Consider the following 21832-nt stretch of genomic DNA (forward strand, 5'->3'; position numbering starts at 1 on the left):
CCTGCATGGCCGGTGTCTCCTCGCATCGGGTCGGTTCGGGTCGGCTGACCGGGTCGGGCCGGGTCAGGCGTGGGCGACGACGGCGACGGGGGCCGCGGCGTGGTGCAGGACGGCGTGCGTGACGTGCCCGATGTGGGCGCCGATCGGTCCGCGGCGCACGCGGCGTCCGACGACCACCAGGGACGCCGCGCGGGAGGCCTCGGCGAGGAGCAGGGCGGGGCTGCCGTAGCGGGACATCTCCACTACGTGGACGTCCGGGTACTTCTCCCGCCAGGGCCGCAGCGCCTCCGCCAGGTCCTTGGCCTCGCCCGCCGCGAGCACCTCGTGCAGGCCGGGGTTGGCGGGCATTCCGTAGGCGTAGTACGGGGGCGGGAACCAGCCGTGCACGACGTGCAGGGAGGTGGCGCGGCGGGTGGCGGCGTCGAAGGCGAACTCGATCAGGCCGTCGTCCTGGTGGTGCAGGTCGAGTCCGAGGACGACGGGCCGGAAGGGCGCCGCCGCGGACGGAACGCCCGCGGGGTCCTTCTCGTGCTCGTCGGCGGCCTGTTCCCCCGCCCGCACCAGGACCACCGGGCGTTCGGTATGGGCCAGCACGCTCAGGCCGACCGAGCCGACCATGAACCCGCCGACGCCGCCCATTCCGCGGGAGCCCAGCACGAGCAGTTCGGCGGAGTGCCCCGCCTCGGTGAGCCGGGTGCCCGGGTGCCCGGACAGCTGCTCGCTGATCACCTCCACACCGGGGTGGCGCAGCCGCAGTCCCTCGCGCGCCTCCCGCGGAATGCGCTCCGTCCAGTGCTGATGCGTCTCCGCGCCCAGCAGCGGAGCCTGCTCCATGGGCTCGGGGACGGGTTCCCACACATGGACGACCTTCAGGGGCAGTCCGCGCAGCTTCGCCTCGCGGGCGGCCCATTCCGCGGCGGCCCTGCTCTCGGGCGAGCCGTCCAGACCTACGGTGACGGTGCGAAGCATGATCTCCTCCTCCTGGACCGGCGCAGCCGATTCCAGCGTCGTCGTCGGGATGACGTGTGTGCAGGGGCCACTGGTCCCGGATCGGGTCCGACCGTCCCCCCGCCCCGTGCGCGGCCGTCGGGCGGCGGTGCGCCGTTGAGGGCGGTCGGGGGCGTCCTCTGCGCCCTCACTCTCGTCGGCGCCGCTCCGGCGCACCGGAGGCCGAAGGTCCACCGCGGGGGACCGAACGTCCCTACTTCCGGGGCCTGTTGGGCTCGGCGCGGTGCGTGCCGTCCTTCCGCCCGTCCACCACCACGAACCGGCCCGCTCCGGCCGCCGGACGGTTCCGGCGGCGTGAGCCGGGCGCCGTGGTCGCCCTCGCCTGGGTGCTGCGGCGGCGGGTCCGCGTGGGGCGGGCGCCCCTGCCGCCGGGTCCGGCGCCGCGCGGCTCCCCGCCGGGCAGCACGCCACCGGGCAGCACGCCACCGGCGAGACGTCCGCGCGGGGCGCGGTCGCCGGCTCGCGCGGCGGGTTCGGGCCGGGGCGCCGGTCCGCGGGTCAGCGCACGGCGATGCGGCGCCCGGTGATCCGCTCCTCGTCGACCCGGACCCACAGGTCCCGATCCGGTCCCCCCGCCCAGGGACGGCTGTAGGCCAGGGCCTCCAGGCGGCGCACGACGGCGGGGTCGGTGACCTCGCGGGCGCGGCCCTGGACCAGCACGCTCCAGCCCTGGCTCAGGGCCTCCTCCACCCGGTCCACCTCGAACGCCACCCGGCTTCCCACCGCCGCGGCCGCCGTCGAGCCCGGTGCGGTCCTGAAGGCGATGGTGTCGTCGACGACGCTGTAGTTGACGGGCAGGACGGCGAGGCCCTGCGGCGTCTCGGTGGCGATCCGGCCCACACCGTGCGTCGAGAGCTTCAGCCGGCACTCCTGCGGGTCGAGTTCCAGGAGTTCGGCGTGGCCGGCGGCCCGGCCGTGACCGGGCGGGAGACCGGCCTCGCCGCCGTGCAGGGCCGCGACGGTGGTGTCCAGGGCGTCGGCGAGCCGGATCAGGACGCTCGTCCCGGGCATCGCCGTGGAGCGCTGCTCCAGGTACTCGAGGTATTCCGCGGCGGTGCCCGTGGCCTCCGCGACGTCCTCACGGCTGAGCCCCAGCTCCTCGCGCCGGGTCGCGACGCGCCGTCCGAAGTCGCCGGGCGAGGTCGCGGCCGAAGCCGCCGCCGGGGTGGCCGGGGGCGGCGCTCCGGCCGCCGGGTCCGCGGGCCCCTGTGTGGCGTTGCGAGCCTGTTCCGGCATCGCGGTTCGCCTCCTTCGTACGATGTCTGCCCGGCGGTCAGGGCGTCCGGGCCGCGAGGGCGTCGTGCTGCGGGCCGCCGAGGACCACCTTGAGCGCCCCGGTGTCCGCGGCCCGGCCGAAGACGTCGTACGCCTCCTCCATGGCGTCCATCGGGAAGGTGTGGGTGACCAGCGAGCCGGCCGAGAGCCGTCCGGCGGCCATCATGCGCAGCAGCGTGGGGGTGGAGGAGGTGTCGACGAGACCGGTCGTGATCGTCACGTCCTTGATCCACAGATCTTCGAGGTGCAGGGTGGCCGGCTTGCCGTGGACGCCGATGTTGGCGACGTGTCCGCCGGGCCGCACCATGCGCGTGCACGCCTCGAAGCTCGCGGGGACCCCGACCGCCTCGATCACGACGTCCGCGCCGAGCCCCTCGGTGAGGTCGGAGACCAGTTGCTCGGCCTCGTCGCCCGCCGCGGCGACCGCGTCGGCGCCCAGCCGCTTGGCCGCGTCGAGACGGGACGGGGCGAGGTCCGCCGCGATGATCCGCTCGGGTGAGTACAGGCGCGCCGTGGCGATCGCGGCGAGCCCGATCGGGCCCGCTCCGACGACGGCGACCGTGTCACCGGGCCGGACCCGGCCGTTGAGCACGCCCACCTCGTAGGACGTGGGGAAGATGTCGGCGAGCAGGACGGCGTCCTTGCTGTCCAGGGTTCCGGGGAGCAGGTGGGTGGAGAGGTCGGCGTGCGGAACGCGGACGTACTCGGCCTGCGTCCCGTCGATCAGGTGGCCGAGCACCCAGCCGCCGTCGCCGCGGCACTGGCCGTAGGCGCCCTCCCGGCAGAACCGGCAGCGGCCGCAGGCCGTGATGCAGGAGACCAGGACACGGTCGCCGGGCCGGATCGTCCGGACGTCGCTCCCCACCTCGACCACCTCTCCGACGGCCTCGTGCCCGAGGACGGTGCCCGGCTTCACCTCGGGTACGTCGCCCTTGAGGATGTGAAGGTCGGTTCCGCAGATGGTGGTGGTGTCGACGCGCACCACGGCGTCCGTGGCGTCGAGGATGCCGGGGTCCGCCACGTCCTCCCAGGCGGACTTCCCCGGACCGTGGAACACCAGTGCCTTCATGACGACCCCTTCGGCTCGTGACCTGACCTGTCCCTTCCAGCGTCGTTCGGTGCCGCACGGCACCGCTTGGGCCGATCGGTCCCCGGGGCGGGTCCGGGCGGCCCGGGACCTGCCCGCACCTCGCGGAGCAGGCCCGACGTGCGGCAAGGCCGCCCTCGCGACGGGGCGAGGGCGGCCGGTGGCGGTGGTTCAGCGCAGCCAGGGGTTGCGGCTCACGAAGGGGAGGCGCTCCCAGATCCGGGCGAGCCCCCAGGTGGCGCCCGCGCCGGCCGCGGCGAGGGCGACGAGGACCAGGGCGTAGACGACGTGGTAGTCGGCGAACGGGTTCGTCGACATGCTGGGCGAGCCGTCCGCGAGGTGCCGGGCCGGCGGCCACTCGGCGAGCCACATCAGCGCCATCATCACCGTGCCCGCCACCGCGGCGAGCCGCAGCGCCACACCCGTGAGCAGGGCCAGACCTATGCCGAGCAGACCCAGCATGAACAGCCAGTCCGCCCAGGTGTCGCCCGCCCACGCGTGGAACGTCGACTGCAGGGGGCCGGCCGCGACGCTCCCGAGGAAGCCCCGGGTCGGCGACCCGCCGTCGATCCAGCCCTTGCCCGAGGGGGTGGCGTAGCCGAAGCCGAAGGTCTTGTCGAGGAAGGCCCACAGGAACACGAATCCGGTGAGCAGCCGCAGCGATGCCAGGGCGTAGGCGCGGACGGCCGTGGTGGTCGCGGAGGCGGCCTCGGGTGCCGGTGCCGACCGGGTCCTGCGCAGGGAGGGAAGACGGAACCCCGTGTGCCGGTGGGACTGCTCGTGGACTGCCATGATGCTCGTTCCTCCCAAGGAGTCGGACGAAGTGCTTCGGGGCTCTCTGACGCCCCCTCACCATCTCTCGCGAGCAACCCGGTTCGCAGGGGTCACGGGTCCCGGGCCGATGGGCCGAACGTCCCTCGATCCGAGCACGGGACAGGACCACACAAGGTCCTGACGGAGCGTCAACCCTGTTGTTTCACGGCATTTGTGGCGCTTCATCACGTATGCCCCGCGCTCGTGTCTCGGGGACGATGGCGACGGGACAGCGCGAGAGGCGGAGCAGGGCACGGACCGCGGCGGCCCGGCGCGCGGGCCGGTCGCCGCCGGCGGCGACCACGACCAGCCCCGCTCCCCCGGTCGCCGCCGGCAGCGCGGACCCCGCGCGGGCGGTCGCCGCCGGGTGGCCGCCGGGCGCGGCGGCGTCGCGGGCCGCCGGTCCACGGCCGGTCCGCGGCCCGCCCGGCTCGGCCCGCGCCGCCAGGGCACGCTCACCGCCCGGCGGCCGGGCGGGGGCGGCCCGTACGCGCAGCGCGACCCCGCGTCGCTCCGCCTCCGCGAAGGCGAAGGCGGCGGCGTCCGCGGCCGACTCCTCGGCGGACCACAGCAGCACCGCTCCCCCGTCCGGCGGCCGGTCGCCGCGGACGACCAGGAGCGGGCCGCGCAGGCGCCCGGAGAGCCGGCGGCCCACCGAGCCGAGGAGCAGGCCGCCGCAGCGGCCGAGCCCGCGCGAGCCCACCACGGTCAGCTCGGCGTTACGGCCGTGCCGGGCCAGGGCCCGGACCGGGCCGTCCACCACGGCGCGCGCCGTGACGCGAAGGCCCGGATGGCGCGAGCGCGCCCGCCGGGACGAGGACACCAGGACCGGCCCGGCGACGTCGGCGTCCGGCACCGCGTAGACGATGTCCAGCGCGGCACCGCGCAGTTCCGCCTCCTGCGCGGCGCGATCCAGGGCGCGCACCGAACCCGGCGAGCCGTCCACCCCGACCACGACCTGACGTGACGTCATGCTGCTGCCTCCCCTGGGACGTCGGCTCGCGCGGCGGCGCGGCGGCTCAGTCGTGCGGGACGACCGCGACGGACGTGTCGGCGTGGTGCAGTACCGCGTGGGCCACCGGCCCCAGCAGGGCCCCCAGCCGGCTCCGGCGCCTCCTGCGGCCGACGACGAGCAGCGCGGCGTCCGCCGACCCGCGGATCACCTCGGCGGCCGGCCTGCCGTCGACCACGGTCACGGCGACGGGCACCTGCGGATACTTCTCGCACCAGGGGCGCAGCGCGGCGACCACGGCGCTCTCGTGACCGGCGAGCACCTCGGGGCCGCTCTCCCGGCCGAGGTGCTCCACGGACGGGGAGAGGTGCGGGGCGCCGAAGGCGTGGATCACGCGGAGTGAGGCACCCCGGAGCCGCGCCGCCTCGAAGGCGAACGCGATCAGCTCGTCGCACGGCCGGTCCACGTCCAGGCCCAGCACGACGTCGCGGTACGGGAGCCGGGGCACCTCGTCCGGGGAGACGCCGTCGGAGGCGGTGAAGTGCTCCACGCAGTCGCCGGCCCCGGCCCGCACCAGGACCACCGGAGCGGACGACCGTGCCACGACGGGCTGCGCGATCGACCCGAGGACGAATCCGGTGAGCCCGCTCAGCCCACGCGATCCGAGGACCAGCAGGTCGGAGGCGTCCGCCGCGGCCAGGAGGGCGGGCACCGGAGCGGCGTCGGGGCAGCGCTCCACCACGCTCAGACCGGGGTGCGCCGCCCGGAGCCCGTGCGCCAGGGCGGCGAGTTCGAGGGCCTCGTCCTCCTTCCGCGAGCCGACGCGAGGGGACAGGGCGGTTCGGGGGTGCGGGTCGCAGGCGTGCACCAGGCGCAGTGCGGCGCCCCGGCGCAGCGCCTCCCGGGCGGCCCAGTGGACGGCCGCCCGGCTCTCCGGCGATCCGTCCACCCCCGCGGTGACATCACCGACCATGGTCCCTGCCTCCTCCGGCGGTCCGCGGCAGCGGGTCGGGCCGGCTCGGGCCCGTCCGCGCGCTCTCCCGTCGAGCGTGCTGCGCCCGCCGGGCCGGGAGCAGAGGCCGGGCAGGCCCTTCGGCCGGGACCTTCGGCCCGGGCCGGCGCCATGCGGCACGCGGCGGGGGCCGGGCGGCCCATGGCGGCGCGCGGCGGGCGGCCGGACATTGGTGGGGGAAGGATCGCGCCAGGAAGAGGAAGAACCATGAACGCTTCCCCCACGACCACCATGCTGCGGGCGCTGCCCGTCGACCACAGGGAGCGGCTGCTGCGGCTGGCCCGCGAGGTGTCGTTCCCCGAGGGGACCCGGCTGTTCGAGGAGGGGCGGCGCGCCGACCGGTTCTGGATCATCCGGACCGGCACGGTGGCGCTGGACCTGCGGGTGCCCGGCCGCCGCCCGGCCGTCATCGAGATCCTCGGGCACAACGAACTCGTCGGCTGGTCCTGGCTGTTCGCCCCGCACACCTGGCATCTCGGGGCCGAGGCGACGACCCCGGTCCGGGCCTGGGAGTTCGACGCCGACGAGGTGCGGGCCCTGGCCAGGACCGACCCCGAGTTCGGGATGGCGGTGGCCGAGTGGGCCGGCGGCATCGTCGCCCACCGCCTCCAGTCCGCCCGCACCCGTCTGCTCGACCTCTACGCCCCCTACGGCAGCGGCGACGCCCGCTGACCGTCCGCACCGACCGAGGAGTCACCGTGCACGGCAGTCCGCACATCGTGAGCGACGTGATGACCCACACCGTCGCCGCCGTCGGCCACCGGGCCGGCTTCAAGGAGATCGTGCAGCTGATGGAGCAGTGGCAGGTCAGCGCCCTGCCCGTGGTGGAGGGAGAGAGCCGGGTGATCGGGGTCGTCTCCGAGGCGGACCTGCTCCCCAAGGAGGAGTTCCGCGACAGCGACCCCGACCGGCTCACCCAGGTGCGGCGGGCCGCCGACCTCGCCAAGGCCGGCGGACTGAGCGCCGAGGACCTGATGACGACGCCGCCGGTCACGGTGCGGGCCGACGCCACGCTCGCGGAGGCGGCCCGCGTCATGGCGCACGCGAAGGTGAAGCGGCTGCCCGTGGTGGACGAGTTCGGCGGCCTGGAAGGCGTCGTCAGCCGGAGCGACCTGCTGAAGGTGTTCCTCCGCGGCGACGACGACATCGCCGAGGAGGTCCGCCGGGAGATCGTCTCCTACCTCTTCCGCACCGCCTCGCCGCCGGTCGTCGTCGACGTGCAGGACGGTGTCGTCACCCTGACCGGCCGGGTCCGCGACACCTCCCTCGTCCCGGTGGCGGCCCGCCTGGTCCGAGCGGTCGAGGGCGTGGTGGACGTCCGATTCGACCTGGTGGATTCCGGGCAGGCTCGACAACGGCGGTCGGAGAGTGAGCAGGCGGGTATGGGGCCGGTCGGCCCTAGTGCGTCCGGCCTCGACGCGCGATGATCGTCGGCACAGCGGGTTCGCGGCGGACCGTGGCCCACCACCGAACGAGGGGTCGGCATGGCCGAGGCGCGCACCTTCTCCGAACAGGACCCCATCCGGGTCTTCCTCCTCGACGATCACGAGGTGGTGCGGCGGGGTCTGACGGACCTCCTGGACGCCGAACCCGACATCTCGGTGGTCGGTGACGCGGGGAGCGTCGAGCACGCGCTGGTGCGCGGCCCGGCGCTCCGCCCGGACGTGGCCGTCCTGGACGTGCGGCTGCCCGACGGCGACGGCATCGGCGTGTGCCGCGAGCTGCGCAGCCGGATGCCGGAGCTGAGCTGCCTGATGCTGACCTCGTTCGACGACGAGGAGGCGCTGCTCGACGCGATCATGGCGGGGGCGGCGGGCTACGTGCTGAAGCAGATCAAGGGGTCCGACCTGGTCTCGGCGGTCCGCACGGTCGCGTCCGGCCAGTCGATGCTCGACCCCGCGACGACCTCACGCCTCATGAGCAGGCTGCGCGCGGACCCCGTCGAGGAACCGGCCCTGTCCCCCGAGCTGGCCAGCCTGTCGCCCCGCGAGCGGGACATCCTGGCGCTGATCGGGGAGGGGCTGACCAACCGGGAGATCGGCAGGAAGCTGTACCTGTCCGAGAAGACGGTGAAGAACCACATCTCCCGGCTGCTCGCCAAGCTGGGCGTCCAGCGGCGGGTCCAGGCCGCGGTGCTGGCCAGCCAGCTCGACCAGCCCGAGGACCCGGGCCACCTGCCCTCGCACTGAAGCCACCGCCGCACGCGCCGGGGGCGCGGGGAGCGCGCGGGCCACGCCGTGACCCGCGGGGGTGAGGCCCCCGGCCCCCGTTCCCGCCACCCGCTCCGTGCCGGGTCCGCCCCGGCTTCGCGCGACATCACCGGGTCCCGCGCCGGACCTCCTTCCCTGCCGCGGGTGACCGTCGCCGGGGGCTGCCCCCCGCTCCCGCCCGCTCTCTCCCTGCCCGCTCTCTCCCTGCCTGCCAGGCCCGCCCCCGCCCCCTCCATGCCGTGCCGTGCCGGGGCACGTCGCCGGGCCCTCGGCCGTGGGCCGGTGCCGCCGCGCGGCGGGCGGCGCCCGGCCCGGACGGGGGCCGTCTCACCCGGCCCGCCGCCCGGTCTCCAGGGCCGTGCCGATGCCGGCCGCCCACGCCTCGATCCGTGCGAAGTCGCGGAAGTCGCCTCCCTTCCCGGACGAGACGATCCGCCGCGCGATGAAGCCCGTCGCCCCCTCCTCCAGGCAGCCGCCGAACGTGACGTGCTCCGTGACGCCGAGCCGCTCCATGGCGCGGCGCACTCCGCGCACCGGCGGGATCTCCCGCCGGGACGCCGTCGCGTCGAGCGGGCCGCTGCTGAAGAACCAGACGGGCATCGCCGCCAGCGCACGGGCGTGGCGCCGCACGAAGGCCCGGCAGTCGCGGTGCCAGCGACCGCCGTACAGGCCGCCGCCGACCACGACCGCGTCGTAGCGCTCCAGGGACGTCACCTCCGCGGCCGGCAGCGCCCGGGCCGCCATGCCCCGCTCGCGCAGGACACCGGCGACGGTCTCGGCGATCCGCCGTGTGGAGCCGTTGGTCGTGCCGTAGGCGACCAGGATGTTCTGTGTCATCGCCGCCGCACCTCCTCGTCTCTCGCATCCTCATCTCTCGCGCGGGACCGGGTCGGTCACCGCGTGCGCGGTGCGCTCCCCCGCGGCGGGGGGCAGCCGGGCGTCGTCGAAGCGGTACGCGAGGTGGTCGACGACGTCGACGACGCCGTCGATCCGCCGCGCCAGGCGGACCGCGATCTCCGCTTCGCTCCGGCGCTCCACGCGCCCTTCGAGGGTGACGACCCCGTCGTGGACGGCCACGGCCACGGTCCGCGCAACCGGCCGGGGCGAGCGCCCGAGCACTTCCCCGATCACCTCGGACCGGATCTCCCGGTCCGGCCTGAGGAAGACCCGGAGCAGGTCGGGGCGGGGACGATGCCGACGAGCCGGTGCTCCTCGTCCACGACCGGCAGCCGCTGGACCGTGTGCCGCGCCATGGTGCGGGCCGCCTCGGCGACAGACGCCTCCGCGTGGACGGTCACGGGCGGCGCCGACATCAGCTGCCCTGCCGTCCGGGCCCGTGCCCGGGCCGCCCGCCGCCGGACGCCCCGGGCGGGCAGCCGGAGCCGGAAGCGCCGGGGCGCGCTGGGACCGGGCCTCCCGGCCTGCCTGACCAGCAGATCCGAGGCGGAGATCACTCCGATGACCTTCTCGTCGTCGTCGAGGACCGGCAGACCGCTGACGCCGTGCTCGGCGAGCAGCCGCGCCACTTCCTTGAAGGGGGTGCCGTACGTGGCCCGGACGACGTCCGCCGTCATCACCGAACCCACCGTGCCGTGTTTCATGTCCGGTCCTCCTCAGCGCAGTCGGCGCAGGTAGGGGTCGTGGGCGCGGCGCGGCAGCAGACGGACGCGGACGTCGACGACGCTGACGGCGCCGGGTGTCGCGAGCAGCGGGTCGAGGTCGGCCTCGGCGAGCTGCGGCACGTCGCCCGCCATCCGGGACAGCCGCAGCAGCGTCTGCTCCAGCCCTTCGAGATCGACCGGGCCGCCGCCGCGGGCGCCGAACAGCAAAGGCGCGCCGCGCGGTGTGGTGACGAGGTCGTGGACGTCCTGCCCGGTCAGCGGGGCGAGCCGGGCGGCGCGGTCGAGCAGCTCGGTGGCCGTACCGCCGAGCCCGAACCGGACCAGCGGGCCGAAGACCTCGTCCTGGTCCACGCCGGCGGACAGCTCCGTCCCGCGCGGTGCGAGCGGCTGGAGGACCACCCCGGTCAGCAGCCCGGCGAAGCGGGTCTCGAAGTCCCGGAAAGCGGCGCGCACCTGGGCGTCGCCCTGGAGGTCGAGGTGGACGGCACGCTGTTCGCTCTTGTGGAGCAGGCCGGGCCAGTGGGCCTTCATGACGACCCGGCCGTCGGGCCCGCGCAGGCGTTCAGCGGCGAGGACGGCCTCGTCCTCGGTTGCGGCCCACGCCCAGTCGAGTTGCGGGACGCGGTAGCAGTCGAGCAGTTCGGCGCAGGTGCGGGGATCGAGCCAGCCGCCGTCGGGGTGGGCGGCGAGAAAGGTCTCGGCGACGGTCCGGGCGCGCTCGGTGTCGACGCCGTCGAGGTCCGGCGTCGTTCCGGCGGGCCGGCTCAGCCAGTCGGCGCGGCGGGCCGCGTGCGCCAACGCCCGTGCGGCGGCGGCCGGTTCGGCGTACGACGGGATGCTGCCGCCACCCTGTGCGGGCAGCAGTTCGACGGGCAGCGCCTGCTCCAGCCGTACGAGGGCGATCGTCCGCGCCCGGTGGGAGGGTCCGCCGGTCACGGCGCGCACGAGATCGTCGCCGGTGGCCGCGGCGACGGCCGTGGGCACCAGCACCACCAGGACGGCGTCGAAGCCGGGATACCGGGTGACGCGGTCCACGCAGGCGCGCAGTTGCCGCTCCGTGACGGCGGCACCGGTGTCGACGGGGTTGCCCGGCGCGGCGCCCTCGGGCAGCAGACCGGCGATGTCGTCCCGCAGCGCGGGTGTCGGCTCGGGCAGTGCCAGGCCGGCCTCCGCGCAGGCGTCGGCGGCGAGGACGCCCGCTCCGCCGGCGTTGGTGACGACGGCGACGCGCGTGCCGGACGGCAGGGGCTGGGCGTGCAGGAGGGCGGCGGTTTCCAGGAGTTCACCGACCGAGCGGGTCGCGGTGATGCCGGCCTGGGTGAACAGGGCCTGGCGGGTCGCCGTCCGGGTGGCCGCCGCCGCGGTGTGGGACGCGGCGGCCCGGCGGCCGGCGTCGGTGCGGCCCGCGTCGACCGTGAGCAGCGGCATGCGGCGGGTGACCCGGCGGGCGGTGCGGGAGAAGGCCCGCGGGTTGCCGAACGACTCCAGGTGCAGCAGGGCCAGGCGGGTGCGCCCGTCGCCCTCCCACCACTGGAGCATGTCGTTGCCGCTGACGTCGTACTTGTCGCCCAGCGCGACGAAGGAGGAGACGCCGATCCCCAGCCGGGACAGCCCGTCGAGCAGGGCGATGCCCACACCCCCGGACTGTGCCGCGACGCCCGCGGTACCGGGGCGGGGGTGCCCGGCGGCGAACGTGGCGTCGAGGCGGAGCGCCGGGTCGGTGTCGGCGACCCCGAGGCTGTCCGGGCCGACGAGCCGCATGCCGTACGCGCGGCAGGCGTCGCGCAGTCCGCGGGCCTGATCGCGGTCGAGTCCGCCCGTCACGACGACCAGCGCCCGGACGCCGGCCTTTCCGCACTCCTCGGCGGTCTCGGGCAGGTCGCCCGCGGGCACCGCGAGGACGGCGAGATCCGGGGTCGCCGGCAGGGCGCTCACCGAAGGGTGGCAGAGCACCCCGAGGATCGAGCGGGCGCCGGGATGCACGGCGAGGAGCCGGCCGGTGAAGCCGCCGGCGTGCAGCTGGTGCAGCAGGGCCCGGCCGGCCGAGCCGGGGCCGCCTCCGGCGCCCACCACGGCCACGGTGCGCGGTCGCAGCAGCGGCTCCAGGCTCGCCACGTCCGCGCCCCGGCCGCGCTGCTCCACGGCCGCGAGGTACCTCTCGTCCTGGCGGAGATCGATCGTGCAGCGCACCTCGGGGCCCTCGAAGCGGCGGGCCGTGCGCAGGCCGAGGTCGGCGAACAGCCGCAGCACCTCGTGGTTCTCCGCCAGGGCGTCGGCGACGAAGGTGTGCACGCCCTCGGCGCGGGCGGCGGACACCAGATGCTCGATCAGCAGGGTGCCGACGCCGCGGTGGTGCAGGCCGTCGGCGACCGCGACGGAGATCTCGGCGGTGCCGGCGTCCTCGGCGGTCTCGTACTCGGCGAGCCCGAGCACCTGGTGGCGGGCCTCGGCGAGCAGCGCCCGGTAGCCGGGCCGGGCCGCGGCGCACGCCCGGTCGGCGGCGGATTCGGCGGAGCGGCGGCTCGCCCCGAAGAAGCGGAGCCGCAGGTTGTCGGGGGACATCCGCTCGTAGAAGGCGCGCAGCCGTTCGTGGTCGCCGGTGCCGGCGGAACGGATGGACACCGTGGTGCCGTCCTGGAGCAGGGCGTGCACCGCGGGGCGGTCGTCGTCCGTCATCACCGGCCTCCTCGAAACCCGTCGGCACTCCGAGCATCCGCCGGCCCGGGGGCGGTCCCAAGGGCTGACCGGGTGCGTCGCGGGGGCCGACCGGCCCCCCCGCGGCCCGCCGCGCGGGTTCCGTCCGGCCCCTGTGCGCGGCGCCGCCGTCCGGTGGAAGGTGTCCGGGTGAACTCCCGTACGCGGCAGGAGGGGTGAGGTGCCATGGGGCAGCCGATCGGACAGGGTGGGCGGGTCGGCGGGGACCGGCCGGGGCCGGTGGTGCTCGGTATCGACGCCCGCCGTCCGTGCGACGCCGCCACGCGCCTGGCGTTCGCCGCCGCGCGGCGGCGCGGGGTGGTGCTGCACGCCGTGCATGCCTGGCGCCCTCCCGCGTCCGCGCTGCGCGCGCTGCCGTTCGGGGTGCCGGAGGAGGACCGCGGGGCGTGGGAGGACCAGGAGGAGCAGCTGCTGGCCGACGCCCTGCGGCCGTGGCGGACGGTGTACCCGGACGTGGCGGTCTACCCGGACGTGCGGCTCCAGAGCCCGCAGGTGGCGCTCGTGCACGCCTCGGAGACGGCCGGGCTCGTGGTGGTGGGCTGTTCCGGCACCTCGCCGGGGGAGGCGTTCCGCCACCTGCTGCGGCACGCGCGGTGCCCGGTGACGGTGGTCCCCGAGCCGGCACCGCCGGGGCCCGGGGACCGGGATCGTGCGGGGACGCGCCCCCGTCCGGGCGTCACCGGTCGGGCAACGTGAGCGCGCAGGACTCGCCCGGCGCCACGGTGACCGTGCGTCCGGGCAGTGCGATGTCGATGGGGTCGGCGTCCGACTCCGGCACGCTCACCGTGAGCCGGCCGGGTGCCAGGCGCATCCGGATGTCCCGGTGGCCCCGGTAGCGGATCGCGAACCCGTACTCCGACAGTTCCGGGAGCGGGACGGGGTCCAGCCGGATCACGCCGTCGCGGGCGTCCAGCCCGGTGAGTCCGCGCTGGACGAGGTCGAGGGTGCCGGCCATGGCGCCGAGGTGGATGCCCTCCCCCGTGGTGCCGCCCTGGAGGTCGGCGATGTCGCCGCGCAGCGCCTCGTGGACGTGGCTCCACGCCTCGCCGCGGCGGGTCCGCGCCAGCACCCAGCCGTGCACCAGGCTGCTCAGTGTCGAGCCGTGGCTCGTCCGCCGGAGGTAGTGGTCGACCGTGCGGCGCCACAGCAGGTCGTCCATGTCGTGCCCGAGCCTGCGGAACAGCCCGCCCAGTTCCGCGGGCGAGAAGAGATAGCCGAGCATGAGGACGTCGGCCTGCTTGGACGCCTGGTAGCGGTTGACGGTGTCGCCCTCGGCCTCCAGGATGCGGTCCAGGCGGCGGATGTCGCCGTACGTGCTCCGGTAGTGCGCCCAGTCGAGTTCCCGCAGGTCGCCGTAGCCCTCGAACTGGCTGACGACACCGGCGTGGAAGGGCACGTGCAGGCCGCGCGACACGCGCTCCCAGAGATCCAGTTCGGCGGCGTCGAGCCCGGTGCGCTCGAAGAGGTCCCGGCGCGGCAGTTCGGGCATCGCGCGCAGCACGCCGAGCGTGCGGGCGAGCACCCAGGCGGCGGTGACGTTGGTGTAGGCGTTGTCGTCGAGGCCGGGCCGGGCGGCACCGGGGTAGGCGTCGTGGTACTCGTCGGGGCCCATGACCCCGCGGATCCGGTACCGGCCGAGGCCGTCGTCGTAGACGGCGGTGGCCGCCCAGAACCGGGCGATCTGCGCGAGCATCTCGACGCCCCTGGTGTGCAGGAACCCGGTGTCGCCGCTCGTCTCGCAGTACTGGAGCACGTTGTACGCGATCGCCGACCCCACGTGGTGCTGGAGCCGGGAGTGGTCGGGCAGCCAGCGGCCGGAACGCGGGTTGAGGTGCACCTGCTGCGCCTCCTCCCGTCCGTCGCTGCCGCTCTGCCACGGGTACAGGGCGCCGGTGCGCCCGGCGTCCCTCGCCGCCCGGCAGGCCCGTTCCAGGCGCCGGTGGCGGTAGGTCAGCAGGGCGCGGGAGACCTCGGGGAAGTGCAGGTTCAGGTACGGCAGAACGAACAGCTCGTCCCAGAAGACGTGGCCCCGGTACGCCTCGCCGTGCAGGCCGCGTGCCGGGACGCCGGCGTCCAGGTCGGCGGTGTGCGGGGACAGGGTCTGCAGGACGTGGAACAGGTGCAGGCGCAGGACGGGACCCGCGCTGTTCGGCACGTCCAGTTCGGCGTTGCGCCACAGGTGGCGCCACGCGGTGCGATGGCTGTCGAGCAGCTCCGGGAAGCCGGCCGCCTCCCGGACGCGGTCGACGGCGGCGGACAGCGGGTCGCTGATCGCCGGATCGCGGGAGGTGTGCAGCGCGACCGTCTTGTCCACGGTCACCGTGCGTCCGTCGCGCACGGTGAGCCGGAGCAGCCGGGCGGCCCGCCCGGCGGTGCCGGTGCCGGTGGCGGCGGTCGCGGCCGGCGCGTCGACGACCGTGCGGGCGGCCAGGACGACGCGGATGTCCGAGGTGGCGGTGCGGCAGCCGAGCCAGTCGATGTCCGGCTCCCGCCGGCCGGTGCGCAGATCGGTCAGATGGCGGGAGGCGAGGGTGGCGTACCGGTCGACCCCGCGGTTGGCGACCGTCCCGTCGAGCGCCGACTCGATCTCGATCGGCCCGGACCAGCCCTGCGCGGTCACCTGCGTCCGCAGCAGGGCCAGGTGCGGATCGGCCATGTGGACGAGCCGCAGCTGCCGCAGCAGGAGCAGGCGTCCCTCCTCGTCCCGGTAGCGGGTGACGCGCTCCAGCGTCCCCGTGGCGGGGTCGAGCCGGAGACGGTGGTCGAGCGGGGGGTGCGTGTCGGGGGTGAGCCAGTGCCCGGTGTCGGTGCGCACGCGCAGCGGCAGCCAGTTGGGCAGGTTGACCATGTCCTCGTTCTCGACGCTGCGCCCCGCCACCTCGGAGGTGAGCCGGTCGTAGCAGCCCGCCGCGTACGTCCCCGGGTAGTGCACCGGGCCGGCGGCGCACTCCGGGGCCGCGCCGCGGGTCGCGACGTAGCCGTTGCCGAGGGTGCACAGCGACTCGCGCAGGCGTTCCTGCGCCGGGTCGTAGCCCTCGTAGTCCCAGGTCGGGTCCTGCATGCCACAGCCCTTCGCCGTGAAAGCCGATGCGGGCAGAGCCGGCGGTCAGTCGTGCGGGACCACCGCGACGGGCGCGCTGGAGTGGTGGAGCACGGCGTGCGCGACGGGACCGAGATGGGCGCCGAGCGGGGTACGGCGGGCGCGGCGGCCCACCACCACGAGCGACGCCTCGCGGGAGGCGTCGACCAGGTGGCCGGCCGGTTTGCCGGAGAGGGAGTCCTGGACGATCTCGACCTGCGGGTACTTCTCCCGCCACGGGCGCAGCGCGGCCGTCACCGCGGCGGCGTCCTGTGCGGCGAGCCGGGTCCGCAGGGCCAGGTCCGGGGGCATGCCGTACTGGATGTAGGGCGGCTCGTTCCACGCGTGGACGACGCGCAGGGCGGCCGAGCGCCGGTGCGCGGCCTCGAACGCGAACCCGGCCGGCGCGTCGTGCGCCTCCCCGGTGTCCAGTCCGAGGACGACGGGCAGGCAGCGGCCCGGGGCGGCGGCGGTCCCCTCGTCCCCCGCCGGCTGCCCTTCGGGGGGCGAGGACGGCTCGCGGACCAGGACGACCGGACAGCCGGCGTGGGCCGCGACGGCCAGTCCGACCGAGCCGATCATGAAGCCGCCGACCTCGCTGAGCCCCCGGGAGCCGAGGACGAGCACCTCGGTGTCGGCGGCCGTCGAGACGAGGATCTCGGCGGCGTGGCCCTCGTGCCGCTCCACGACGACGTCGGTGCCGGGGTGGCGGGCACCGAGGTCCTCCGCAGTTTCCCGGGGCATCCGCTCGGCCCACTCCTGCCGGGTCTCGGCGGCGAGCAGGGGTGCCTGCGCGAGGGGGTCGGGACCGGGCGCCGTGACGTGGACCAGCCTCAGCGGCAGTCCGCGCAGCTCCGCCTCGCGGGCCCCCCACTCGGCGGCGGCGATGCTCTCGGGCGAGCCGTCGAGGCCGACGGTGACGGTGCGGCGCATGGTCTCCACCTCCGGAGGTCGGGGGTCCCCCTCCAGAGTGCCGCAGCGGCTCGGACCCGGCGCGGGGGCCGCTGGTCCCCGCGCCGGGGCCCGTTCGGCCCCCGGCCGCTCCCGCCGAAGGCGTGGCCGGCGGCACCGGCCACCGGTTGCGGTGGGCGGGGGCGGGACGGACGGAGGCCGCGGGCCAGGGGCGGTGCGCCGGCGGACCGGCCGCGGGGGGGGGGGGGGGGCCCGCCCCGCCCCCCGCCGCCCCCGCGGCCCCCCCGGGGGGGGGGGGGGGGGGGGGGGGGGGGGGGGGGGGGGGGGGGGGGGGGGGGGGGTGGGGGGGGGGGGGGGGGGGGGGGGGGGGGGGCGGGGCGCCCGGCCGGCGCGGGGGGGGGCCCCCGGGCCGCGGCCCCTGCCTCAGCGCGGTACCCAGGTGAGCTTGTCGCCGCCCACCCAGCGGACCACGTCGGGGTCGTCCAGGTCGTTCACGGTGATCCCGTACGCGGCGGCGTACTCCAGTACGTCCGTGATGGCCTTCGCCTCGCCGACCATCTCTCCGTCGATCTCCATGATCCGGAACGGCGGCGTGCCCGGCTGCACCCCGAGCACCATGATCCGGGGGCGGGAGATGTAAGGGCTCGAGCTTTCCGTCATGGCTAGATCGTAGAGCGGTTGCCGCGGGTGAGCGCGGCGCGGGGACGACCGGAGGCCGCCCCCGGCGGCGTCCGATGGAGGGGGGCTCCGCCCTGCGGCGGCCCCGGTGCGCGCCCGTCGTGCGGTCCCGCGGCGGGTGGGCAACCCTGGAGGGAGCGGCCGGCCCGGGCGGCGGCGAGGAGGTGCCGATGGACCCCCTGGAGGCGCTGGACCGGATCGCGTTCCTGCTGGAGCGGAGCCTGGCCCCCACCTACCGGGTGCGGGCGTTCCGCACGGCCCGGTCGGTGCTGGCCGCGTTGCCCGCCGACGAGGTGCTCCGGCGTGCGGGGGACGGCTCGCTGGAGCGGCTCAAGGGCGTGGGCCCCAAGACCGCGAAGGTCGTCCGGGAGGCGCTGGCGGGCGAGGTGCCCGGCTACCTGGAACGGGTGGAGCGGGAGGCCGGGGGGCCGCTCACCGAAGGCGGGACGGCTCTGCGCGAGCGGCTGCGCGGCGACTGCCACCTGCACTCCGACTGGTCGGACGGCGGCAGCCCGATCGAGGAGATGGGCCGGACCGCGGCCCGGCTCGGTCATTCCTGGGCGGTGCTCACCGACCACTCCCCCCGGCTCACCGTGGCGCGCGGCCTGTCGCCCGAGCGGCTGCGGGACCAGCTGGACGTCGTCGCGGAGCTGAACGAGCGGTGGGCGCCGTTCCGGCTGCTGACCGGCATCGAGTGCGACATCCTCGACGACGGCTCGCTGGACCAGGAGCCGGAGTTGCTGGACCGGCTCGACGTCGTGGTGGTGTCGGTGCACTCCAAGCTGCGCATGGACGCGGCGTCCATGACCCGCCGGATGATCGCCGCCGTCCGGGACCCGCACGCGGACGTGCTCGGGCACTGCACCGGTCGGCTGCTCGGCGAACGCGGGCGTCCGGAGTCCGCGTTCGACGCGGACGCCGTCTTCGCGGCCTGCGCGGAGACGGGCACGGCCGTGGAGATCAACAGCCGTCCCGAACGCCTCGACCCGCCGCGCCGGCTGCTGCGCGCGGCCGTCGCGGCGGGGGTGCTGTTCGCGATCGACACCGACGCGCACGCGCCCGGGCAACTCGACTGGCAGAGCTACGGATGCGACCGCGCCGAGGAGTGCGGGGTGCCCGCGGAGCGGGTGGTCACCACGTGGGGCGCGGAGGATCTGCTCGCCTGGACCGGCACGCGCCGGACCCCGGAGGGGACGTGACGCACATCACCGCGCAAGAAGTCCCCCCGAGGAACACCGACCGGTAGTTTCCCGTTGAACGACTCGTGGGTGCGGATGGGACAGTGTCCCCGGGCCTCACCATCCGCCCACAGGGACGATCGTTCGGCTGAAGCCCTGTGGAGCATTCCGCCGAGAGGCGACCGCCATCCGTGCCCACCCACAGACGGCCCCGACCGCGATTCCCCCGTCCGGTCGGGGCCTTTCCCGTGCCTCCCGCGCGCCACTCCCGCCGCCGTCCGCCCACGCGGGCCCCCGGCTCCGCAACCGTCTCCGGCGCCGCGCCCCGTCCCGCCCGGGCCGCGCCCCCCACCCCGCCGGCCGCGTCCGCTTGACTTGGAGTCCGCTCCAATTCGTAGCGTTCGGGACATGAGCACTGCACAGCACACCATCGGTTCGGGTTTCGGCGCCAAGACCACCGCCGACGAGGTCCTGGAGGGCATCGACCTCTCCGGCAAGCTCGCGATCGTGACCGGCGGCTACTCGGGCATCGGCCTGGAGACCACCCGGGCGCTGGCCCGGGCCGGCGCCCACGTGGTGGTGCCCGCCCGGCGTCCCGACGCCGCCCGCGAGGCACTGGAGGGCATCGACGGAGTCGAGACGGACACGCTGGACCTCGGCGACCTGGAGAGCGTCCGGGCCTTCGCCGAACGCTTCCTCGCCTCCGGCCGCACCGTGGACATCGTCATCGACAGCGCGGGCATCATGGCGTGCCCGGAGACCCGGGTCGGTCCCGGCTGGGAGGCCCAGTTCGCCACCAACCACCTCGGCCACTTCGCCCTCGTCAACCGCCTGTGGCCGGCGCTGGCACCGGGCGGCGCCCGGGTCGTGTCGGTCTCCTCCACCGGCCACCACCTCTCCGGCATCCGCTGGGACGACGTGCAGTGGCGGACCGGCTACGACAAGTGGCAGGCGTACGGGCAGGCCAAGACGGCGAACGTGCTGTTCGCCGTGGAACTCGACCGGCTCGGCAAGGACGCGGGGGTCCGCGCCTTCGCGCTGCACCCCGGCGGCATCCTCACCCCGCTGCAGCGGCACCTGGCCAAGGAGGAGATGGTCGACCGGGGCTGGATCGACGAGAACGGCGAGGTGCTGCACCCCGACCTGTTCAAGACGCCGGAGCAGGGGGCGTCCACCCAGGTGTGGGCCGCGACCTCCCCGCAGCTCGACGGCCTCGGCGGGCTGTACCTGGAGGACTGCGACGTCGCCGAGCCCGCGTCGGAGGACGGCCCCCGCGGCGGCGTCAAGCCGTACGCCACCGACGCCGAGGAGGCGCGGCGGCTGTGGGCGCTGTCGGCGGAGCTGACCGGCGTGAACGCGTTCGCCTGATCCCCTCCCGGTGGCGGACCGCGGCGGGTCGTCCGCGGCCCGCCGCGGGATCGGGCCCTGCGCGTGCACGGCGGTGCACGGCGGCGCCCCGGCTCACCCGGGCCGCCCGCCCCGGACCCGCCGCGGGCGCCGTACCCGGGACCGGTGGCTCAGTCCGTCGACTCCTGGGGGCCGGGGTCGGCGGAGGGGGCGGAGTCCTCGCCGGCAGCGCCCCGGCGGGCGCTGCCCGCCTCGTCGGCGGCGGGCACGTCCGTCGCCGGACCGCCCTCCCCCGAGACGACCTCCCAGGGGTCGTCGCCATCCCGGGCCTGCTGATCGGGCAGGTCGCGCGGTATCGGGTGAGGGGTCTCACCGGGGGCTCGCGGAAGGTCGTCGCTCACGGCGCACTCCGTTCGTGGTTCGGATCGGCACGGCGTGCCCGCCGCCGGGCGGGCCGCCTCCGGACCGGAGCCGGGTACCACGGCGGCCCCGCCCGAAACAGGAGCCGCGCCCCGGCCGCTCGCCCCCGGGCGGTACGGACGTCAGTGCGGCGCCCGCTCCTCCAGGGCCGCCCGCCACGCCGGTGACGGGCCCGTCGGCGCGGGCTCGGCGCGCCGGCCGCCGCGGGCGAAGAAGTCGGCGAGGGGCAGGATCGCCGCGCCGACGGTGACCGCGTCGGGGCCGAGCCGGCCGAGGTCCACGGTGACCCGCTGGGCGGGATAGCGCAGCGAGTAGGAGATCGCGTGGCGGCGGACGGCGGGCAGGAAGCGGGAGCCGAGCTGGAGGCCGGCCCAGCCGCCGATGAGGATGCGCTCGGGCTGGAAGAGGTTGATCAGGTCGGAGAGTCCGGCCCCCAGGTACTCCGCGGTCTCCTCCAGCACGGCGAGGGCGACGGGGTCCGGCGCGGTGCCCTCCGGCGGATAGGCGGCGGCGAGCATCGCGGTCAGCGCCGTCTCCTCGTCGGTGCCCTCCGGCGGGTGACCGCCCTCCTCGCGCCAGCGGTCCAGCAGCGCCTCGGCGCCGGCGTACGCCTCCAGGCAGCCGAGCGAACCGCAGCGGCAGCGGCGCCCCCTGACCCGTACGGTCAGGTGCCCCCACTCCACGGAGCGGCCGTTCTCCACGTCGTCAGTGACCAGGCAGGCGCCGACACCGGAGCCGAACAGGACGACCACCGCGTTGCGGGCGCCGCGTCCGGCGCCGAACCACATCTCGGCCTGGCCCAGCGTGCGGGCGCCGTTGTCGGCGAAGTACGGCACGTCGTCGGGGAGTTCGCAGGCGGAGCGGAGCAGGGACTCCAGCGGCACCGCGTCCCAGCCGATGGTCTGGCCGTGCACGACCGCGCCGCGTTCGGGGGTGCGGTCGACGATGCCGGGCACGCCGATGCCGACGCCGAGGAGCTGGTGCGGGGCGACGCGGGCCTCGGCGAGCACCCGGGCGATCCCGTCGCGGATGTGCCCGACGATGACGTCGACGTCGTACCCCTGGGCCCGCAGCGGCCGGTCGTACCCGTGCCGCTCCAACGGGCGCTCGACGCGGGCGAGTTCGGTGAGGGTGAGGTCGAACAGCTCGACCCGTACCCGGGTCTCGCCCACGTCCACGCCGATCATGTGGCCGCTGCCGGGCACCACCCGCAGCAGGGTGCGCGGCCGGCCGCCGTCGGAGTCGACGCTGCCCGCCTCCTCCACGAGCCCGTCCGCGACGAGTTCGGCGACCACGTTGCTGACGGAGCCGGAGCTCAGTCCGGTGGCGGGACCGAGCTCGTAGCGGCTCATCGGCCCGTCGAAATACAACCGTTGCAGTACGGCGGTGCGGTTGCCCCGTCGCAGGTCACGCACCGTCCGACCGTTCCGCGCCGCCATGTGATTCCCTTCCGGCCTGCCCGACCTGCAAGATACCCCTGTGCGATCCCTTGACGCGACTTTCTTCGGGGTCTTAACTCACGTC

General features: G+C 75.9%; 19 protein-coding genes and 1 pseudogene. 6 read left to right on the top strand and 14 right to left on the bottom strand.

Translation table 11 applies throughout. From position 1 onward, the window contains the following. Positions 1 to 63: 63 nt before the first annotated feature. From ACGFS9_RS11150 to ACGFS9_RS11175, 6 genes are all read right to left on the bottom strand, one after another. A complete protein-coding gene (locus ACGFS9_RS11150) occupies positions 64 to 969 on the bottom strand; it encodes a universal stress protein (protein WP_393252242.1) in 906 nt (301 codons plus the stop codon). A 537-nt stretch (positions 970 to 1506) separates the two neighbouring features. Then, complete coding sequence (locus ACGFS9_RS11155) at positions 1507 to 2244, bottom strand: helix-turn-helix domain-containing protein (protein WP_393252243.1); 738 nt, start codon at positions 2242 to 2244, stop codon at positions 1507 to 1509. Between the two features lie 37 nt (positions 2245 to 2281). Further along, positions 2282 to 3352 (bottom strand): zinc-dependent alcohol dehydrogenase family protein, encoded by a 1071-nt coding sequence (locus tag ACGFS9_RS11160; RefSeq protein WP_393252245.1) that lies wholly within the window; start codon positions 3350 to 3352, stop codon positions 2282 to 2284. A 189-nt stretch (positions 3353 to 3541) separates the two neighbouring features. Further along, entirely contained in the window at positions 3542 to 4162 is a 621-nt protein-coding gene (locus ACGFS9_RS11165; protein ID WP_393252246.1) for a hypothetical protein, read from the bottom strand. A gap of 184 nt (positions 4163 to 4346) precedes the next feature. Next, the gene (locus ACGFS9_RS11170; protein WP_393252248.1) at positions 4347 to 5156 is read right to left on the bottom strand and encodes a universal stress protein; all 810 of its coding nucleotides are present in this window, start codon (positions 5154 to 5156) and stop codon (positions 4347 to 4349) included. Positions 5157 to 5202: 46 nt separating this feature from the next. Beyond that, positions 5203 to 6108, bottom strand: a complete 906-nt coding sequence (locus tag ACGFS9_RS11175; RefSeq protein ID WP_393252249.1) for a universal stress protein — start codon at positions 6106 to 6108, stop codon at positions 5203 to 5205. A gap of 246 nt (positions 6109 to 6354) precedes the next feature. Between ACGFS9_RS11175 and ACGFS9_RS11180 the strand changes: the two genes are divergently transcribed. From ACGFS9_RS11180 to ACGFS9_RS11190, 3 genes are read left to right on the top strand one after another with little or no spacing between them, the layout of a single operon-like run. Beyond that, on the top strand, positions 6355 to 6819 hold the full coding sequence (locus ACGFS9_RS11180; RefSeq protein WP_393252251.1) for a cyclic nucleotide-binding domain-containing protein: 465 nt from the start codon (positions 6355 to 6357) through the stop codon (positions 6817 to 6819). 26 nt (positions 6820 to 6845) lie between these two features. Further along, positions 6846 to 7574 carry a CBS domain-containing protein gene (locus tag ACGFS9_RS11185; RefSeq protein WP_393252252.1) on the top strand — a complete coding sequence of 243 codons (729 nt, stop codon included), beginning with the start codon at positions 6846 to 6848 and terminating at the stop codon, positions 7572 to 7574. 57 nt (positions 7575 to 7631) lie between these two features. Further along, a complete protein-coding gene (locus ACGFS9_RS11190; protein WP_393252254.1) occupies positions 7632 to 8336 on the top strand; it encodes a response regulator in 705 nt (234 codons plus the stop codon). Positions 8337 to 8684: 348 nt separating this feature from the next. Here the strand turns inward: ACGFS9_RS11190 and ACGFS9_RS11195 are convergent, their stop codons facing one another. The 3 genes and pseudogenes from ACGFS9_RS11195 to ACGFS9_RS11205 form a co-directional block, all read right to left on the bottom strand. After that, the gene (locus ACGFS9_RS11195; protein ID WP_393252256.1) at positions 8685 to 9194 is read right to left on the bottom strand and encodes a flavodoxin domain-containing protein; all 510 of its coding nucleotides are present in this window, start codon (positions 9192 to 9194) and stop codon (positions 8685 to 8687) included. A 30-nt stretch (positions 9195 to 9224) separates the two neighbouring features. Continuing rightward, positions 9225 to 9958, bottom strand: a pseudogene (locus ACGFS9_RS11200) (CBS domain-containing protein). 12 nt (positions 9959 to 9970) lie between these two features. Continuing rightward, on the bottom strand, positions 9971 to 12655 hold the full coding sequence (locus tag ACGFS9_RS11205; protein WP_393252258.1) for a GNAT family N-acetyltransferase: 2685 nt from the start codon (positions 12653 to 12655) through the stop codon (positions 9971 to 9973). 204 nt (positions 12656 to 12859) lie between these two features. Here ACGFS9_RS11205 and ACGFS9_RS11210 point away from each other — a divergent pair, with 204 nt between their 5' ends. Next, positions 12860 to 13390 carry a universal stress protein gene (locus ACGFS9_RS11210; protein ID WP_393252260.1) on the top strand — a complete coding sequence of 177 codons (531 nt, stop codon included), beginning with the start codon at positions 12860 to 12862 and terminating at the stop codon, positions 13388 to 13390. Here ACGFS9_RS11210 and ACGFS9_RS11215 read toward each other — a convergent pair. The 3 genes from ACGFS9_RS11215 to ACGFS9_RS11225 all read right to left on the bottom strand — a co-directional run bounded on the left by ACGFS9_RS11215 (position 13371) and on the right by ACGFS9_RS11225 (position 17345). Beyond that, entirely contained in the window at positions 13371 to 15755 is a 2385-nt protein-coding gene (locus ACGFS9_RS11215) for a glycoside hydrolase family 65 protein (RefSeq protein WP_393252262.1), read from the bottom strand. The genes ACGFS9_RS11210 and ACGFS9_RS11215 overlap by 20 nt on opposite strands. 45 nt (positions 15756 to 15800) lie before the next feature. After that, positions 15801 to 16706 (bottom strand): universal stress protein, encoded by a 906-nt coding sequence (locus ACGFS9_RS11220; RefSeq protein ID WP_393252264.1) that lies wholly within the window; start codon positions 16704 to 16706, stop codon positions 15801 to 15803. Between the two features lie 402 nt (positions 16707 to 17108). Continuing rightward, entirely contained in the window at positions 17109 to 17345 is a 237-nt protein-coding gene (locus ACGFS9_RS11225; RefSeq protein WP_393252265.1) for a hypothetical protein, read from the bottom strand. Positions 17346 to 17533: 188 nt separating this feature from the next. On the opposite strand from ACGFS9_RS11225, the gene ACGFS9_RS11230 reads away from it, so the two are divergent. Together ACGFS9_RS11230 and ACGFS9_RS11235 are read left to right on the top strand one after the other, a co-directional pair. Then, entirely contained in the window at positions 17534 to 18562 is a 1029-nt protein-coding gene (locus ACGFS9_RS11230; protein ID WP_393252266.1) for a PHP domain-containing protein, read from the top strand. 387 nt (positions 18563 to 18949) lie between these two features. Beyond that, positions 18950 to 19909, top strand: coding sequence for an SDR family NAD(P)-dependent oxidoreductase (locus tag ACGFS9_RS11235; protein WP_393252267.1), 960 nt, complete (start codon positions 18950 to 18952; stop codon positions 19907 to 19909). Between the two features lie 149 nt (positions 19910 to 20058). On the opposite strand, the gene ACGFS9_RS11240 is transcribed toward ACGFS9_RS11235, so the two are convergent. Continuing rightward, positions 20059 to 20289, bottom strand: coding sequence for a hypothetical protein (locus ACGFS9_RS11240; RefSeq protein WP_393252269.1), 231 nt, complete (start codon positions 20287 to 20289; stop codon positions 20059 to 20061). A 141-nt stretch (positions 20290 to 20430) separates the two neighbouring features. Beyond that, the gene (locus ACGFS9_RS11245; protein WP_393252270.1) at positions 20431 to 21747 is read right to left on the bottom strand and encodes an ROK family protein; all 1317 of its coding nucleotides are present in this window, start codon (positions 21745 to 21747) and stop codon (positions 20431 to 20433) included. Positions 21748 to 21832: the final 85 nt, after the last annotated feature.

This window comes from Streptomyces sp. NPDC048566 (assembly GCF_043199735.1).
Lineage (GTDB): Bacteria > Actinomycetota > Actinomycetes > Streptomycetales > Streptomycetaceae > Streptomyces.

Excerpts from the sequence above, each read along its gene's own strand:
- ACGFS9_RS11150 (WP_393252242.1), bottom strand. The coding sequence starts at position 969 with ATGCTTCGCACCGTCACCGTAGGTCTGGACGGCTCGCCCGAGAGCAGG.
- ACGFS9_RS11155 (WP_393252243.1), bottom strand. The coding sequence starts at position 2,244 with ATGCCGGAACAGGCTCGCAACGCCACACAGGGGCCCGCGGACCCGGCG.
- ACGFS9_RS11160 (WP_393252245.1), bottom strand. The coding sequence starts at position 3,352 with ATGAAGGCACTGGTGTTCCACGGTCCGGGGAAGTCCGCCTGGGAGGAC.
- ACGFS9_RS11165 (WP_393252246.1), bottom strand. The coding sequence starts at position 4,162 with ATGGCAGTCCACGAGCAGTCCCACCGGCACACGGGGTTCCGTCTTCCC.
- ACGFS9_RS11170 (WP_393252248.1), bottom strand. The coding sequence starts at position 5,156 with ATGACGTCACGTCAGGTCGTGGTCGGGGTGGACGGCTCGCCGGGTTCG.
- ACGFS9_RS11175 (WP_393252249.1), bottom strand. The coding sequence starts at position 6,108 with ATGGTCGGTGATGTCACCGCGGGGGTGGACGGATCGCCGGAGAGCCGG.
- ACGFS9_RS11180 (WP_393252251.1), top strand. The coding sequence starts at position 6,355 with ATGAACGCTTCCCCCACGACCACCATGCTGCGGGCGCTGCCCGTCGAC.
- ACGFS9_RS11190 (WP_393252254.1), top strand. The coding sequence starts at position 7,632 with ATGGCCGAGGCGCGCACCTTCTCCGAACAGGACCCCATCCGGGTCTTC.
- ACGFS9_RS11195 (WP_393252256.1), bottom strand. The coding sequence starts at position 9,194 with ATGACACAGAACATCCTGGTCGCCTACGGCACGACCAACGGCTCCACA.
- ACGFS9_RS11205 (WP_393252258.1), bottom strand. The coding sequence starts at position 12,655 with ATGACGGACGACGACCGCCCCGCGGTGCACGCCCTGCTCCAGGACGGC.
- ACGFS9_RS11210 (WP_393252260.1), top strand. The coding sequence starts at position 12,860 with ATGGGGCAGCCGATCGGACAGGGTGGGCGGGTCGGCGGGGACCGGCCG.
- ACGFS9_RS11215 (WP_393252262.1), bottom strand. The coding sequence starts at position 15,755 with ATGCAGGACCCGACCTGGGACTACGAGGGCTACGACCCGGCGCAGGAA.
- ACGFS9_RS11220 (WP_393252264.1), bottom strand. The coding sequence starts at position 16,706 with ATGCGCCGCACCGTCACCGTCGGCCTCGACGGCTCGCCCGAGAGCATC.
- ACGFS9_RS11225 (WP_393252265.1), bottom strand. The coding sequence starts at position 17,345 with ATGACGGAAAGCTCGAGCCCTTACATCTCCCGCCCCCGGATCATGGTG.
- ACGFS9_RS11230 (WP_393252266.1), top strand. The coding sequence starts at position 17,534 with ATGGACCCCCTGGAGGCGCTGGACCGGATCGCGTTCCTGCTGGAGCGG.
- ACGFS9_RS11235 (WP_393252267.1), top strand. The coding sequence starts at position 18,950 with ATGAGCACTGCACAGCACACCATCGGTTCGGGTTTCGGCGCCAAGACC.
- ACGFS9_RS11245 (WP_393252270.1), bottom strand. The coding sequence starts at position 21,747 with ATGGCGGCGCGGAACGGTCGGACGGTGCGTGACCTGCGACGGGGCAAC.